At 60.9% G+C, this 16,071-nt stretch carries 14 protein-coding genes and 1 pseudogene; 9 read left to right on the top strand and 6 right to left on the bottom strand.

What is annotated here, in order from left to right:
* Positions 1–64 precede the first annotated feature (64 nt).
* Complete coding sequence (locus TU81_RS18080; RefSeq protein ID WP_038978820.1) at positions 65–1,078, top strand: zinc-binding alcohol dehydrogenase family protein; 1,014 nt, start codon at positions 65–67, stop codon at positions 1,076–1,078.
* Positions 1,079–1,309: 231 nt separating this feature from the next.
* On the top strand, positions 1,310–1,480 hold the full coding sequence (locus tag TU81_RS30505; RefSeq protein ID WP_167344822.1) for a hypothetical protein: 171 nt from the start codon (positions 1,310–1,312) through the stop codon (positions 1,478–1,480).
* 8 nt (positions 1,481–1,488) lie between these two features.
* On the opposite strand, the gene TU81_RS18075 is transcribed toward TU81_RS30505, so the two are convergent.
* Together TU81_RS18075 and TU81_RS18070 are read right to left on the bottom strand one after the other, a co-directional pair.
* On the bottom strand, positions 1,489–2,685 hold the full coding sequence (locus TU81_RS18075; protein WP_038978819.1) for a multidrug effflux MFS transporter: 1,197 nt from the start codon (positions 2,683–2,685) through the stop codon (positions 1,489–1,491).
* 107 nt (positions 2,686–2,792) lie between these two features.
* On the bottom strand, positions 2,793–2,990 hold the full coding sequence (locus tag TU81_RS18070) for a heavy-metal-associated domain-containing protein (protein WP_008069687.1): 198 nt from the start codon (positions 2,988–2,990) through the stop codon (positions 2,793–2,795).
* A 161-nt stretch (positions 2,991–3,151) separates the two neighbouring features.
* Between TU81_RS18070 and TU81_RS18065 the strand changes: the two genes are divergently transcribed.
* From TU81_RS18065 to cueR, 3 genes are all read left to right on the top strand, one after another.
* Positions 3,152–3,535 (top strand): hypothetical protein, encoded by a 384-nt coding sequence (locus TU81_RS18065; protein WP_048396201.1) that lies wholly within the window; start codon positions 3,152–3,154, stop codon positions 3,533–3,535.
* Between the two features lie 200 nt (positions 3,536–3,735).
* The gene (locus TU81_RS18060) at positions 3,736–6,129 is read left to right on the top strand and encodes a heavy metal translocating P-type ATPase (protein WP_048396200.1); all 2,394 of its coding nucleotides are present in this window, start codon (positions 3,736–3,738) and stop codon (positions 6,127–6,129) included.
* Complete coding sequence (gene cueR, locus TU81_RS18055) at positions 6,126–6,539, top strand: Cu(I)-responsive transcriptional regulator (RefSeq protein ID WP_007907120.1); 414 nt, start codon at positions 6,126–6,128, stop codon at positions 6,537–6,539. Before TU81_RS18060 ends, cueR begins: the two co-directional genes overlap by 4 nt.
* Here the strand turns inward: cueR and TU81_RS18050 are convergent.
* Both TU81_RS18050 and TU81_RS18045 read right to left on the bottom strand, forming a co-directional pair.
* A complete protein-coding gene (locus TU81_RS18050; protein WP_048396199.1) occupies positions 6,493–7,707 on the bottom strand; it encodes an MFS transporter in 1,215 nt (404 codons plus the stop codon). The genes cueR and TU81_RS18050 overlap by 47 nt on opposite strands.
* A gap of 308 nt (positions 7,708–8,015) precedes the next feature.
* On the bottom strand, positions 8,016–8,909 hold the full coding sequence (locus TU81_RS18045; RefSeq protein WP_007907116.1) for a PA4780 family RIO1-like protein kinase: 894 nt from the start codon (positions 8,907–8,909) through the stop codon (positions 8,016–8,018).
* Positions 8,910–9,310: 401 nt separating this feature from the next.
* Here TU81_RS18045 and TU81_RS31190 point away from each other — a divergent pair.
* A pseudogene (locus TU81_RS31190) lies at positions 9,311–10,399 on the top strand (cache domain-containing protein); the annotation flags it as partial.
* A gap of 90 nt (positions 10,400–10,489) precedes the next feature.
* The gene (locus TU81_RS31185; RefSeq protein WP_370694472.1) at positions 10,490–11,257 is read left to right on the top strand and encodes a methyl-accepting chemotaxis protein; all 768 of its coding nucleotides are present in this window, start codon (positions 10,490–10,492) and stop codon (positions 11,255–11,257) included.
* A gap of 99 nt (positions 11,258–11,356) precedes the next feature.
* Here the strand turns inward: TU81_RS31185 and TU81_RS18035 are convergent, their stop codons facing one another.
* Positions 11,357–12,148 carry an AraC family transcriptional regulator gene (locus TU81_RS18035; protein WP_038978814.1) on the bottom strand — a complete coding sequence of 264 codons (792 nt, stop codon included), beginning with the start codon at positions 12,146–12,148 and terminating at the stop codon, positions 11,357–11,359.
* Between the two features lie 84 nt (positions 12,149–12,232).
* Between TU81_RS18035 and TU81_RS18030 the strand changes: the two genes are divergently transcribed.
* Positions 12,233–13,261, top strand: coding sequence for a bile acid:sodium symporter family protein (locus tag TU81_RS18030; RefSeq protein ID WP_038978813.1), 1,029 nt, complete (start codon positions 12,233–12,235; stop codon positions 13,259–13,261).
* Positions 13,262–13,268: 7 nt separating this feature from the next.
* Here the strand turns inward: TU81_RS18030 and TU81_RS18025 are convergent, their stop codons facing one another.
* Positions 13,269–14,546, bottom strand: a complete 1,278-nt coding sequence (locus tag TU81_RS18025) for an acetyl-CoA C-acetyltransferase (protein ID WP_038978812.1) — start codon at positions 14,544–14,546, stop codon at positions 13,269–13,271.
* A 171-nt stretch (positions 14,547–14,717) separates the two neighbouring features.
* On the opposite strand from TU81_RS18025, the gene TU81_RS18020 reads away from it, so the two are divergent.
* Positions 14,718–16,070 (top strand): 3-oxoacyl-ACP reductase, encoded by a 1,353-nt coding sequence (locus tag TU81_RS18020; RefSeq protein ID WP_048396197.1) that lies wholly within the window; start codon positions 14,718–14,720, stop codon positions 16,068–16,070.
* Position 16,071: the final 1 nt, after the last annotated feature.

Below are 16,071 nucleotides of genomic sequence, written 5' to 3'. Positions count from 1 at the left end.
TTATCTTGCCGGGAAATAACCAATCATCTGTCCCATCGAAATCATTCCCTCTGAGGAACCCACCATGAAAGCCATTGCCTACTACGCCTCCCTGCCCATCAGCGACGAAAAATCCCTGCAAGACATCGAGCTGCCAGAACCGGTCGCCGGCCCGCGCGACCTGTTGGTGGAGGTCAAAGCCATCTCGGTTAACCCGGTGGACACCAAGGTTCGCCAGAACGTCCAGCCTGAAGCTGGCGCGGCAAAGGTACTGGGTTGGGACGTGGCCGGTGTGGTCAAGGCCGTCGGCAGCGAAGTGACCTCGTTCAAGGCTGGCGACAAGGTGTACTACGCTGGCTCCATCGCCCGTGCCGGCGGCAATAGCGAGTTGCATGTGGTGGACGAGCGAATCGTCGGTCACATGCCGAAAACCCTCGGTTTCGCCGAAGCCGCCGCCCTGCCGCTGACCGCCATTACCGCGTGGGAACTGTTGTTCGAGCGCCTGCAAGTGCGCGAAGGCAAAACCGATGAGGGCCAGAGTCTGCTGATCGTCGGTGCCGCTGGCGGTGTGGGTTCGATCCTCACGCAATTGGCCAGCCAGCTCACCGGGCTGAAGGTTATCGGCACCGCCTCCCGTGCACAAACCCAGAGCTGGGTGCGTGACCTGGGCGCCGATCAGGTGATCGATCATAGCCAGCCGCTGAGTGAAGAACTCAAACGTGCGGGGTTCGAGCAGGTGACCCATGTCGCCAGCCTGACTCAGACCGATCAACACCTGGATCAATTGGTGGAGGCGTTGGCGCCGCAAGGCAAACTGGCGCTGATCGATGATCCGAAGTCGCTGGACGTGACCAAGCTCAAGCGCAAGAGCCTGTCGCTGCACTGGGAGTTCATGTACACCCGCTCACTGTTCGAAACCGCAGACATGATCGAGCAACACAAACTGCTCAACCGCGTCGCCGGGCTGATCGATGCGGGCACGCTGAAAACCACGGTCGGCGAGCACTTCGGGACCATCAACGCTGCCAACCTGCGGCGTGCCCATGAGCTGTTGGAGAGCGGCAAGTCCAAGGGCAAGATTGTGCTTGAAGGGTTCTGAAGAGTAGGAGCTGCCGGAGGCTGCGATCTTTTGATTTTGCTTTTAAAAACACAAGATCAAAAGATCGCAGCCTTCGGCAGCTCCTACAGGGGCGGGTGATCTTTTGCCGTCAGTCAGAGAATTGACCGTTGTCACAATTGCGATCGTATTCAGGTCTACAATCGAAAGCTCTGCGAACAATCTTTTATGTGATGTCTTTTACGAGACGTCTTTTACAAGAGGAGATCAGCAATGAAGATCCTGATAAAAGAAGTGGCAACATCCCGCTGGCAGGTCCGCCTGGATCAACACGCTGTGACGTTCCGCAGTGAAGCCGAAGCCTTGGCCTTCACTAAAACGCTTGAAGCGCGCTTGCACGCGCCCCATCAGTTTCCCGACCGTCAGCAGCGCGCTGCTGGCTGAGTCCGTCCTCAGACCTGGGCTTGTGTCAGCGCCCGGGCATTTTGCAAACGTCGGGTGAGCGTTGCTGCGCTCACCACCAGAATCCCGCACAGGCTGATGACCATGGCCATCGGCATGGCGCTGCCATCGTGCAAAACACCCACCAATGCTGCGGCCCCGGCGGCGACGCTGAACTGCAGGCAACCGAGCATCGCCGAGGCACTGCCCGCCCGCGCGCCCTGCCCGTTCATGGCGCAGGCCGAGGCGTTGGGCACAATACAACCCAGGCTGGCGATGCAGAGGAAAAGCGGAATCAGCAACGGCCACAACTGCGCGGTGTGCAACGCGCTGACCGCCAACAGAGCCAGACCGCCCGCCAGATAGAGCCAGACGGTACGCGCCAGTAAAAAGGCCGGACCGCGCTTGGCCAGCATCCGGGCATTGACCTGGGCCACCAGAATGAAACCCGCCGCGTTAATGCCGAACAGCCAGCCGAAATGCTCGGCCGGCACGCCATAGAGCTTGATGAAGACGAACGGTGAACCGGCGATGTAGGCAAACATCCCGGCGATGGCGACACCACCGGTCAGGGCATGGCCGAGGAAGATCGGATCCGCCAACAACCGACCGTACTGACGCAGCGCGCCCGACAACGGTTGGCGCGGCACATGGGCCGGCAGACTTTCCGGCAGCCCGAGGGCCACTGCCAACCCTGCCAGCGCACTGAAACCGGTCAGCACCAGAAAGATCGATTGCCAGCCCGTCGTATTGACCAGCAACCCGCCCAGCATCGGCGCAAGAATCGGCGCCAGGCCCATCACCAGCATCAACTGCGAAAAGACCTTCGCCGAACCCACCGCATCGCATTTATCGCTGACCACCGCCCGCGAAATCACCATGCCCGCGCAACCGCCCAGCGCCTGGACGAAACGTGCGCCAATCAGCCACTCCAGAGTCGGCGCATAAGCACAGGCCAATGAAGCGGCGGTGAACAAGCCGAGCCCTGTCAGCAAGGGAATCCGCCGTCCAAAGCGATCCGCCACCGGGCCGTAGGCCAGTTGGCCAATGGACAGGCCGAGAAAATAGGCCGCCAGGGTCAGTTGAACGTGTTTTTCGTCGGTGCCGAAAGCGAGCGCCATCGCCGGGAATGCCGGCAGATAGAAATCGATCGCCAGCGGACCGAAAGCGCTCAAGGCGCCGAGAATCAGGATTGTACGGAGGTTCATCAGGCGTCCAGGTTAGGCATGCAGGTTGGCCATGGATCGGCAGGCCAACAGTCTAGCCGGGCGTGGACGCCTTGAACATTCCGTTAGGTCGCTAACTATTAAAAAACTCAGGCCAATTTGACGCCATAACCCTCTTCGCTGATCGCGGCGATCACCTGATCGGCTGTCAACGCACTTTCAACGCCGACTTCTTTTGCTGCCAGATCAATGCGCACGCTGGCCGCGGGATCCTTGGCTTGCAGCGCCTGAGTGATGGCCTTGACGCAATGACCGCAGGACATGCCTTCAACGTTGAACACTTGCATGGGACGTCTCCTCAAATGGGGCCCTTCAATACGGGTTGAGGGCAGTCTCGAGCTTGCCACCATGGCAAGGTCAAGTTCTGAAGCAAGCTGCCGGGCTGGCAATCGGCGTCGTGCTCGGCCAAGCTGCGTCCATCTATGACTCGACATCAGGAGATTCAGCCATGCGCTGGTCAGCTCTCAGCCTGTTTGGCTTCCTCAGCCTATTTGCCGCGACACCTTCGGTCCAAGCCGCCGGGGAGGACTACGGCGTGCTGATCATTTCCCGCGAGCGCCTGGAGGTTTCGACTTCCTGCGAAATCGGCGTGTACATCCAGGATCAGCTATCGGCGCGACTGTTCCAGGAACAGAGCACCTCATTCAACCTGCCGCCGGGCAATGTGTCCCTGCGCCTCAAACTGCTACCGGGCCAGGCGCCGGGTTGCAACCCGGGCATGCTCGCGCCGGGTTCGCAGAACATCACGCTCAAGGCCGGGGATGTGTTGAAGTTCCGGATTGCGATGACGCAGGAAGGGATGTACCTCAAGCCTGCCGCCCTCGAGTATTGATCACCACCTACCTGTAGGAGCGAGGCTTGCCCGCGAAGAGGCCATAACAGTCAGCATTGATGTTGAATGTTATGGACCCTTCGCGGGCAAGCCTCGCTCCTACGAAGTGCAGAGTCGCGAGACGATTTGCAGAGTGGCGCTTGACCTTGCCCGCATGGCAAGGTTGATCCTGTAGGTAATTTCTACAGGGAGCGTGACCGATGTCCGAATCCACCACCTTCGATCTGCCGATTGCCGGCATGACCTGCGCCAGTTGCGCCGGGCGTGTCGAGCGTGCCTTGAGCAAAGTTCTCGGCGCCACGGCAGTCAGCGTCAACCTGGCCACCGAACAGGCCCGGGTTCAAGCGCCCAGTGACAGCCTGCCGGCCTTGATGGAGGCCGTGCAGCAGGCTGGTTACAGCGTGCCGCAGCAGACCCTGGAATTGAGCATCGACGGCATGACCTGCGCATCCTGCGTTGGCCGCGTCGAACGGGCACTGGCCAAGGTGCCGGGGGTCAAAAGTGTCAGCGTCAACCTAGCCAACGAGCGTGCCCACCTCGAATTGCTCGGCCAGGTCGACCCGCAAGCCCTGATCGGCGCCGTGACCAAGGCCGGTTACTCCGCCAGTGTCTGGGAAGTCGAACACCCGCAAACCGACAATCAACAACAACGACTGCACCGTGAACGCTGGGCTTTGCTGGCGGCTATCGCCCTCGCCTTGCCGCTGGTGCTGCCAATGGTGCTGCAACCTTTCGGCGTGCACTGGATGCTCCCGGCGTGGGTGCAGTTCGCGTTGGCGACGCCGGTGCAATTCATCTTCGGCGCGCGCTTCTATATCGCTGCGTGGAAAGCCGTGCGCGCCGGCGCCGGCAACATGGATTTGCTGGTAGCCCTGGGCACCAGCGCCGGATACGGCTTGAGCATTTATGAGTGGGCCACTGCTGCCGGTCGCATGCCGCATCTGTATTTCGAAGCCTCGGCGGTGGTGATCGCTTTGGTGCTGCTGGGCAAATACCTGGAAAGCCGCGCCAAGCGCCAGACCGCCAGCGCCATCCGCGCCCTTGAAGCCTTGCGTCCGGAGCGAGCCATTCAGGTGATCAATGGCCGCGAACAGGAGGTTGCGATCAGCGCTTTGCGCCTCAACGATCTGGTCATGGTCAAACCCGGCGAACGCTTCCCGGTGGATGGCGAAGTGGTGGAAGGCCAGAGCCACGCCGATGAAGCACTGATCAGTGGCGAAAGCCTGCCAGTACCGAAACAACCGGGTGACAAGGTCACCGGCGGCGCCATCAATGGCGAAGGTCGGCTGCTGGTTCGGACCTTGGCGCTCGGTGCAGAAACCGTGCTGGCGCGGATCATCCGCTTGGTGGAAGACGCACAGGCGGCGAAAGCACCGATCCAGAAACTGGTGGATAAAGTCAGCCAGGTGTTCGTGCCGGCGGTGCTGCTGATCGCGCTGGCGACCCTGATCGGTTGGTGGCTGTACGGCGCGCCACTGGAAACCGCGTTGATCAATGCAGTCGCAGTGTTGGTGATCGCCTGCCCTTGTGCACTCGGGCTGGCCACGCCGACGGCAATCATGGCCGGCACTGGTGTGGCGGCGCGCTACGGGATTCTGATCAAGGACGCCGAAGCCCTGGAGCGCGCTCATGAAGTCAGCGCCGTGGTGTTCGACAAGACCGGCACGCTGACTTCGGGCACGCCGCGTATCGCTCATCTGAGTGCCATCGAAGGTGACGAAGCCGCCTTGCTGCAAATGGCAGGTGCGCTGCAACGCGGCAGTGAACACCCGCTGGCCAAGGCTGTGCTGGATGCCTGCGCCGAACGCGGCTTGACCGTGGCTGATGTCAGCGACAGTCAATCGCTGACCGGGCGCGGCATTGCCGGCAGTCTCAACGGTCGGCGATTGGCTTTGGGCAATCGACGTCTGCTGGAAGAAAGCGGACTGAGCACCGGGCCATTGGCCGACTTCGCAACCGCTTGGGAAACCGAAGGCCGGACCCTGTCCTGGCTGATCGAACAAAGCCCTGAACCGCGAGTGCTCGGCCTGTTCGCCTTCGGTGACACGCTCAAATCCGGCGCCTTGCAAGCGGTGCAACGCTTAAGCGCACGGAACATCAGCAGCCATCTGCTGACCGGCGATAACCGCGGCAGCGCCAAGGTGGTCGCCGAGGCGCTGGGCATCAGCGATGTCCACGCCGAAGTACTGCCGGCGGACAAAGCCGCCACCGTCGCCGCACTGAAAAAAACCGGTGTGGTGGCAATGGTTGGCGACGGCATCAACGACGCACCAGCCCTTGCCGCGGCAGACATCGGCATCGCCATGGGTGGCGGCACCGACGTCGCCATGCACGCTGCCGGGATCACCTTGATGCGCGGCGATCCACGGCTGGTGCCGGCGGCGCTGGAAATCAGCCGCAAGACCTACGCGAAGATTCGCCAAAACCTGTTCTGGGCCTTCGTCTATAACCTGATCGGCCTGCCACTGGCGGCGTTCGGCTTCCTCAACCCGGTGCTGGCCGGCGCGGCCATGGCGCTGTCGAGCGTCAGCGTGGTGAGCAATGCGTTACTGTTGAAAACCTGGAAACCCAAAGACCTGGAGGACAACCGATGAATATTGGCCAAGCGGCCCGCCAGAGCGGTCTGAGCGCGAAGATGATTCGTTATTACGAATCCATCGGCCTGCTCAAGGCGGCCCATCGCACCGACAGTGGCTATCGGGTCTATGGCGACGACGATCTGCATACTCTGGCGTTCATCAAGCGCTCTCGGGATCTGGGCTTTTCACTGGAAGAGGTCGGTAAATTGCTGACCCTCTGGCAAGACCGTCAGCGAGCCAGTGCCGATGTGAAGGCGCTGGCCCGTCAGCACATCGACGAGCTGAACCAGAAAATTCGCGAACTCGGGCAACTGCGCGACACCCTGCAAGACCTGGTAGAACACTGCCACGGCGACCACCGCCCGGACTGCCCGATCCTCAAGGAGCTGGCGTCGGGCTGCTGCGCCGAACCCGCTCACTCCTGAGCGCCACCCCCTTCGCCACCAGCAACGTGGTGAGGGGAATACCGTGGAACAACAACACCACCGAGCCGGGCGTCCACCAGGAATAGAACGGCGCGGCGATCAACATGCCGATGCCGAACCCGGTCATTTGCAGCAGCGTCAGAAAGCTGAAAATCGGCAGGCGCAGGTTGTCCGGTTCACGTTGCAGGCGCGACATCAGGCCGACTTCCGAGAAGCCGTCACCCAAGCCTGCGGGCAACGAAAACAGCAGCAAGCCGTAAAGGGTTTGCTGTTGGAACATCAGGATGAAGCCACAGGACATCAGCAACACGCCGAAGAAAAATCGCCGTTCAAGGTGCGCGTTGTCCGTACCTTTCAGGCGACTGGCGATTCGCGCGCCGATGAATTTCCCGATGGCCCAGACCGCCAGCATCAGGCCCAGGGTGGTGCTGGCCGATTCAGGTGTCAGCAGTTTTGAAATGATCGGGAGGCCGACGTTGTGTGCGGCGCTGCCAAGCGTATCGGCCATCGCGACGGTCAGCATCGCCGTCAGCACCGGAGCGGTGCGCAAGCCCTGACGCAGGGCCGACCATTCGCCTTGTTGGTGAAGGGGTTCATCACTGGGTGCAGGTCTGGGAAACCGCAGCGGCACAATCAACAACGCCGCCAGCAGGTAAGTGACCACGTTCAGGGCAAACACCGTTTCAAAGCCAAACCCCGCCACCAACAACCCCGCCACCAGACTCCCGCCGACCATCGCCGCAGACGACGCCGAGGTTATCCAGGCGTTGGCCTTGAGTAGCTGCGCCTTATCGATCATGTGCGGTAATTGGCTGTTGAGGCCGATGGCGAACATCGAATTGCCAAACCCCAGGCCGAACGCGATCAACGGTAGCAGCAGCGCTTGTTGGGTGACTGGCAACACCAGCAGCAAGCCCAGCAACCCGGCGCGCAGCAGGTCGAAGGCAATCAGCGGCAGGCGCCCAGCCCAGCGGCGATAGAACCGGGTGCCGATCAGGCTGGCAAAGATCCCCCCGGCTACACGGCTGGCGAGGAAGATGCCGACGCTCATGGCGCTGTTGCTGAGTAGATAGACGTAGGTGGCCAGGGCAACCATGTTGAGGAAAGCGCCGAAGTCCGAAATCAGCCGGGCGGCGATGATCAATTGGGCATTGCGGGTGGAGTTCACATTCAGTCCTTGAGTGTGGGGTGTTTCGAGCGGTGCAGTATGTAGGAGGTTTTATGTTGAAGGCGATGGCCCTTTCGCGAGCAGGCTCGCTCCCACAATAAATCGGTGCCGGGCGCAGATTTAGTGTTGGCGCAAAACTATTGTGGGAGCGGGCTTGCTCGCGAATGCAGTGTGTCATTCAACATCAATGTCGACTGATCTACCGCTTTCGCGAGCAAGCCCGCTCCCACATTGGTTCTTCGGTGTTTGGGGGATTCGGGCAGGCAGCTACAAAAAACCCGGCCGAGGCCGGGTTTTGGGTCAACCGATTACTGCATCCACGGCGGAGGCGGTTCTTCGGCCTTGCTCGGTGGCGCGTCGTCCGCAGCGCGGATCGCTTGCTTGCGCTCTTCATCGAGACGGGCCGCCTCGATCTCGCGCATGATCCCGCCGACGTCCGCCAGTTCTTCCGGCTCGTCGAACTCGCCGGTCAACACACTGGCCGGGTGCAAGGTGCCGGCTTCGTACAACGCCCACATTTCCTTGGCGTACTTGGTACGTTTCAACTCCGGTGCAAAGCGACCGAAGTACGACGCCATGTTGCCCACGTCCCGTTCCAGCATGTTGAACGCATGGTTGTTGCCCGCCGCATCCACCGCTTGCGGCAGGTCGATGATGACCGGGCCGGTTGGCGTCAGCAGTACGTTGAACTCGGACAGGTCACCGTGCACCAAACCGGTACACAACATCAGCACGATCTGCGAAATCAGAAACGCGTGATATTCGCGCGCCTGGTCCGGCTCCAGCACCACATCGTTCAGACGCGGCGCGGCATCGCCGTACTCGTCGGCCACCAGTTCCATCAGCAGTACGCCTTCGAGGAAGTCATACGGCTTGGGTACGCGCACACCGGCACCGGCCAGCCGGAACAACGCCGCCACTTCGGCATTCTGCCAGGCATCTTCGGTTTCTTTCTTGCCGAACTTGGATCCCTTGGCCATCGCTCGAGCCTGCCGGCTGTTGCGCACCTTACGGCCTTCCTGATACTCGGCCGCCTGACGAAAACTGCGTTTATTCGCCTCCTTGTAGACCTTGGCGCAACGCAGCTCGTTGCCGCAGCGCACCACATAAACAGCTGCTTCTTTACCACTCATGAGTGGGCGCAGCACCTCGTCGACCAGACCGTCCTCGATCAGGGGTTCAATGCGTTTTGGAGTCTTCATCAGCTTTTATTGTGGGTCCTTTATTACCAAACACGCGAAAGTCATTCGTTATACGGCAATCCTCTCATTCGCGGGAGGGGTTGCCGACCTATGAACGTTCCCATGAACATCAAGAAGCACACAATGTGCCGGATTAATCGGGCACAACTCATTGACCGCTCAGGATCATAGCTGAGCCTGCGCCACTTGTTGACGAAGGGCTACAGGGGCATTTGCGACAGAATCTGACATGTAGCCCTACCCTTTGCCGGATTTTTCTTAACAGGCCTCAATTTCCCTGTCCATCAGCCGAAGGTATTAGAGAGCAAAGGATTTGTCCGACAATCGAAAACATTTACAGCTACCAAATAATCCGCGAGTCATCTGCACTGCGTGGGTCTACAAGAAGAAATGGAGCGCGGATGAACATCAAACAGAAGTTGACCTGGGCGTTTGCAATTATCGCCTGCTTGCCCGTGGTGCTGGTCGCCACCCTCGTGGTGCTGAACTTGCGCAGCGATGCCAAGGATAATTTTGTCGATGGCAGCGGCCGTGAGATTCGTCAGGTCAGCAATGCCATGCAGCTGTTTTTTGACGGCATCAGCCAGAACGTCGATTACCTGGCCACCCAACCGCTGATCAAGAACTCCGACGATAGCCTCAAGACCTACATGAGCGCCAACGCCGAGAGCATTCCCCAAGGTGAGTCGGACAAAAAGGTCTTCGCCCTTCTCCAGGACCTGGGCAACAGCCACCCGGCCTACGCCTATGCCATCCTCGGCACCGCGGCGGGCGGTTACGTGTCCTGGCCAGACGATGCCAAGCTGAACAATTACGACCCGCGCCAACGCCCTTGGTATAAAGCCGCGCAGGCCAAACCGGGTAAGCCGTTTCGCACCGAGGCCTATTACTGGGCCCAGGATGACGCGACTTATGTCAGCACCGTGCGCACCATCGATAACAAACTGGGCACCAACGGCGGCGTGGTCAGTATCGACGTGACGCTCAAGCAGCTCACCGAAATCGTCAAACAGATCAAGCTCGGCGAAACCGGCTACCTGATGCTGGTGGAAAACACCGGCAAAGTGCTGGTCGATCCGAAGCAACCGGAACACAACTTCAAGGCCCTCAACAGTCTCGGCGACGGCTACGCGCAACTGGCCAAGGCCGGCAAAGGGCTGGTGGAAGTCGAGCTCAATGGCGAGCGCTACATGGCCAACGTCTGGCCGTCGGAACAACTGGGCTGGACCTTTATCGGCCTGATCAAGCAGACCGACGTGATGAGCTCGGCCACCCAATTGACTTGGCTGATCGCGATCATCGCGGCGGTACTGGCGGTATTCTTCGCCATCGTCGGAGCCAGTTTCGCCAGCCTGATCGTGCGGCCGATCCGCAGCGTGGCCAGCGGTCTGGAAGGCATCGCCCAAGGTGAAGGCGACCTGACCAAGAACCTGCAAATCCGTGGCAGCGACGAAACGGCTCAATTGGCCAACTGGTTCAACCAGTTTCTGGCGGCGATTCGCAACCTGATTCAGAGCATCGGTGGCGCCGCGACCAAGATCCTCGCCACCTCCCAGAGCTCGACGCAAGTGTCCAGCGACATGGCCGAAGCCGCCGGGCGCCAGCGTGAAGCGGTGGACATGGTGTCCACGGCGTTCCACGAAATGGTCGCCACCGCCAACGAAGTCGCGCGCTCTTGCAGCCAGGCCGCCGAGTCGGCCGACAGCGGTCAGCGCCAGGCGCGCGAAGGTCAGCAGCAGATCGATGCCGCCGTGAGCAGTGTTGATCGTTTGAGCCAGGAAATCGAACAATCGGCGCAATCGATGCAACAGCTTGAGCGCGATAGCAACGACATTCAGTCGATCCTCGGGACCATTCGTTCCATCGCCGAACAGACCAACCTGCTGGCACTGAACGCCGCCATCGAAGCGGCCCGGGCGGGTGAACAGGGTCGTGGTTTTGCGGTGGTGGCGGATGAAGTTCGCGCCCTGGCCAAACGGACGGCCGACTCTACGGCGGAAATCGACGGGTTGCTGGGCAACCTGGCCAAACGCACCAGCCAGGTGACGCAGCAGATGCACGCGAGCCTGGAAGTGTCGCAGCAATCGGTGACCCGTATCGGTGAAGCACGCAGCAGTTTTGGGCAGATTCGTGAATCGGTGGATGTGATTCGCGACATGAACACTCAGATCGCCACGGCGGCAGAGGAACAGCATCAAGTGGCGGAAGACATCAATCGCCACATCAGCCAGATTCATGGCGATGCGCAGTTGGTGGCAGAACTGGCGAACTCGGCGCGCCTGGATTCTCAGAGCCTGGCGGGGTTGTCGAATGAGCTGGATGGGTTGGTTCGGCGGTTCAGAACCTGACCGGATACCGGTGGCCGTTACGCGGCCAATCGCGGGCAAGCCCGCTCCCACAGGGTTTGCGTTGTCCTTGTGGGAGCGGGCTTGCCCGCGATGAGGCCGTCACTGCCTGAACAATTCCCCCGGAGTAAACCCGAACAACCCCTTGAACGCCGCAATAAACGCCGACGTCGAGTCATACCCACAAGACAGCGCGGCATGGGTCACGCTGTTCCCCTCCTCCAGCAAACTCAGCGACGACAGCAGCCGCATGCGCTGACGCCAGCCACGGAAGCTCAACCCGGTCTCACGCTGAAACAAGCGCATCAGGGTTTTCTCCGACGTGCCCAAACGCTCGGCCCATTCCCGCAAGGTCGCATTGCGCTCAGGGCTGTCGATCAGCTCGTTGCACAAGCCCAGCAAACGTTCATGCCGGGGCAGCGGCAGGGAAAACCCCACTTCCGGCAGACTCGCCAACTGATCCAGCAGCACGCCCACCAACCGCGCCTCCTGGCTATCGCCCTGTGGATATTCCACCGGCAACAGGCAAAACCGCTTGATCAGCTCCCGCGCCAAAGGCGTGACTTCCAGCACCCGGCAGCGCCCGTCCGCCCATTGGCAGTCCTCGCGGCGCACGTACAGGCTGCGCATCTCGGCTCGCATCGAGGTCACGACCTGATGCTCGAGATCCGCCGGAATCCAGATGCCCCACTGCGGCGGCGCAAAGAAACTGCCTTCGGCGGTGTGCACACCGAGAACGCCGCTGATGGCGTAGGAAAACTGCACCCAATCGTGACGATGCGGCGGCGTCCACGAACCAGCGTTCAGACTTTCCGCCCGCGCATACAACGGGCGCGGCAACGCCGTTAGCGCCGGAATCGTTCGCTCGAGGGAAAGTTGTCCGTTAGTCGGCATTGATTGGCCTTATGTCGCAAGACGACTGATAAGGCCGACGTTAGGCTAAGTCATCAATTCTTACAAACGTATTCGGTGCCGGTCATGCATGCCTTCAAACACCTCAAACGCGTGGTCACCGACTGGTTCTTGTGCGGCATGCTGATCGCCACGCTGCTGGCGTATTTCTTCCCGACCTTCGGCGCCGCCGGCGGCGGGATGCATGCCGAGTGGGTGATCAACATCGGCGTGTTCCTGGTGTTCTTCCTGCACGGGGTCAACCTCTCCAGCGAGCAGATCCGCCACGGGCTGAAAAACTGGAAACTGCACGTGATGGTTCAAATCTTCACCTTTGCGGTGTTCCCATTGATCTGGCTGCTGAGCGACAAACTGCTGGGTTCGCACATCCCCTCACTGCTGATGCTCGGCTTCCTCTACCTCTGCGCCCTGCCCTCGACTATTTCCTCGTCCGTGGCGCTGACCGGCAGCGCAGGCGGCAACGTACCAGCAGCGATTCTCAACGCGAGCCTGTCCAGCGTGCTGGGGATTTTCCTGACACCGTTGCTGGTGAGTTTCGTGGTCGGTAGCGGCGCGGGCGGAATCGACCTCGGTGCAACCCTGCTCGACTTGTGCGCCATGCTGCTATTGCCGCTGGTGCTCGGGCAATTGCTGCGGCCGTTACTGGGCAAGTTTTTTGCTCGGCACAAGCGCTACACCAACATCGCCGACAAGCTGGTGATCCTGCTGCTGGTGTACTCGGCGTTCTGCAACTCGATGGTGTCGGGGATGTGGCAGCAACAGGGCAACAGCGTGATTCTGACTGCGCTGATGGGCAGTGCAATTTTGCTGGCAATCATCCTGTGGATGACCACCCGCACCGCTCGGGCGCTGAAGTTCAGCCCTGCCGATGAGATTGCCGCAGTGTTCTGCGCCAGCAAGAAATCCCTGGCGGCCGGTGCACCAATGGCGGCGCTGATCTTCGGTGCCAACCCCGGCCTTGGCCTGATTCTGCTGCCGATCATGATCTATCACCCGTTGCAGCTGATCGTCTGCTCGGTGATGGCCGAGGGTTACGCCAACCGCAACCGCGAACTGGCCGCGCAGCAACGCGCGGCAGTGCTCAATCCACAGTAATCCGCAATCAACGCTCGATAATCGCCGTCACGCCCTGACCGCCAGCGGCGCAGATCGAGATCAACCCTCGGCCCTTGCCCGCCGCGTCCAGCAGCTTCGCCAGGTTGGCGACGATGCGCGCACCGGTGGCAGCAAACGGATGCCCGGCGGCCAGTGAGCTGCCCTTGACGTTGAGCCTGCTGCGGTCGATGGAGCCCAGCGGCGCGTCGAGGCCGAGACGGGTTTTGCAGAACTCAGGATCTTCCCAGGCCTTCAATGTGCATAGCACCTGCGCGGCGAACGCTTCGTGGATTTCGTAGTAATCGAAGTCCTGCAAGGTCAGGCCATTGCGCGCCAGTAAACGCGGCACGGCATAAGCCGGCGCCATCAGCAGGCCTTCGGCACCGTTGACGAAATCCACCGCTGCCGCCTCGCCGTCACGCCAATAGGCGAGGATCGGCAAGCCGCGCTCTTTCGCCCACTCCTCACTGCCCAGCAGCACTACCGACGCACCATCGGTGAGTGGCGTGGAATTGCCCGCGGTCAGGGTGCCCTTGGCGCTTTTCTCGAAGGCCGGTTTCAGTGAGGCGAGTTTTTCCAGGCTCAGATCCGGGCGCAGGTTGTTGTCCCGGGTCAGGCCGAGGAACGGCGTCATCAAATCGTTGTGCCAGCCTTCGGCGTAGGACGCGGCCAGCTTCTGATGGCTTTCCTGAGTCAGCTGATCCTGCTCGTCACGCGGGATGCTCCAGGTTTGGGCCATCATTTCACAGTGTTCACCCATCGACCGGCCGGTGCGCGGCTCGCCGATGCTTGGAAAGTCGGGCATCAAATGGCGGGGACGCAGTTGCAGGAAGGTTTTCAGTTTGTCGGCGGTGCTTCGGGCGCGGTTGGCCTGCAAGAGGATCTTGCGCAGACTTTCGTTGACCCCGATCGGCACGTCCGAGGCTGTATCGACGCCACCGGCAATGCCACATTCGATCTGCCCCAGGGCGATTTTGTTCGCCACCAACAACGTCGCCTCCAGCCCCGTGCCGCAGGCTTGCTGGATGTCGTAGGCCGGCGTCGTCGGCGACAACCGCGAGCCCAGCACGCATTCGCGGGTCAGGCCGTAATCGCGCAAATACTTGAGCAGCGCACCTGCCGCCACTTCACCCATGCGCACACCGTGCAGGTTATAGCGCTCGATCAGGCCTTCCAGCGCTGCGGTGAACATCGCCTGGTTACTGGCAGTGGCGTACGGCCCGTTGGACCGGGCAAAGGGGATACGGTTACCACCGATAATCGCGACGCGGCGCAGCTGAGTCATGAAAAAGCTCCTTTTAATCAACTATGAACACCAAACCATTTGCTGAAAGTCCTGCTAAACCCAATCTCAAACTAACCTGCAATGATCAAGCGTAGGCCGTATCTCGTGGATCGAACGACTAATTGCAATTCCTGGTCCACACTTTTAACCCCAGCTGCTGGAGCATGATTCATGTCTGACCGTTATATCGACTTCGCCAATTCGTCCATCGGCCATCGTGTGGTCGGTGCCCTGGGTCTGCCGTCGCCGGTACGACTGGAACGCTGGCAAGCAGGCCGGCTGCGGCCAATCGAGGGGGCGCTGTTGATTGGCGGTGGCCCGTTGGCGGAAAAAGTCAGCACCCTCGCCAATCGCCTGACCGACACGATTTACAGCTACGGCGCCGATCCGACCCTGGCCACCGCGTGGATTCCCGGCCACGGCCAGAAACTCAAAGCCGTGGTGTTCGACGCCAGTGATCTGGTGCAGGTCGATCAGCTGAAACAGCTGCGCGAGTTCTTCCAGCCGCTGATGAAAAACCTCGATCACCATGCGCACCTGGTGATTCTTGGCCGAGCGCCAGAGACCCTGAGCGACCCGTTCGCCGCCAGCACACAGCGTGCGTTGGAAGGTTTCAGCCGTTCGCTGGCCAAGGAACTGCGCAGCGGCGGCACTTTGCAGCTGATCTATGTCGGTGAAGGCGCCGAAGATCAACTGGAAGGCCCATTGCGGTTTTTCCTCTCGCCCAAAAGCGCGTTCATTTCCGGGCAAGTCATTCGCTTGAAGGCGTGTGAGGCGCAGGTGATGGACTGGACTCGCCCCTTGTCGGGGCGTAAGGCATTGGTGACGGGCGCGGCGCGCGGTATCGGCGCTTCGATCGCCGAAACCCTGGCCCGCGACGGCGCCGAGGTAATCCTGCTCGACGTGCCACCTGCCAAAGTCGATCTCGAAGCCCTGGCCGCACGCCTCGGCGGGCGCGGCATCACCCTGGACATCTGCGCCGAAGACGCCGCCGCACAATTGATCGAACACTTACCCGACGGCGTCGACATCGTGGTCCACAACGCGGGCATCACACGGGACAAAACCCTGGCCAACATGACCCCGGAATTCTGGGACGCGGTGCTGGCGGTCAACCTCAATGCGCCGCAAGTGCTAACCAAGGCTTTGCTCGACAGCGGCACTCTGCGCGACAACGGCCGAGTGATCCTGCTGGCGTCCATCAGCGGCATCGCCGGCAATCGCGGGCAAACCAATTACGCGGCAAGCAAGGCCGGGTTGATCGGCCTGGCCCAGGCCTGGGCACCGCTGCTGAGTGAACGCGGCATCAGCATCAATGCCGTGGCGCCAGGGTTCATCGAAACCCAAATGACCGCGCACCTGCCCTTCGGCGTACGCGAAGCCGGGCGACGCTTGAGTTCGTTGGGCCAGGGCGGCCTGCCACAAGACGTCGCCGAAGCCGTGGCCTGGCTAGCACAACCGGGCACCGGAGCATTTACCGGGCAAGCGTTGCGCATTTGTGGGCAAAGCGTTTTGGGAGCCTGAC

The sequence above is a fragment of the Pseudomonas lini genome, assembly GCF_001042905.1.
GTDB classification, from domain to species: Bacteria; Pseudomonadota; Gammaproteobacteria; order Pseudomonadales; family Pseudomonadaceae; genus Aquipseudomonas; species Aquipseudomonas lini.
Note: the sequence above shows the minus strand (reverse complement) of the source record. Positions and strands in the feature narration are given on the sequence as shown.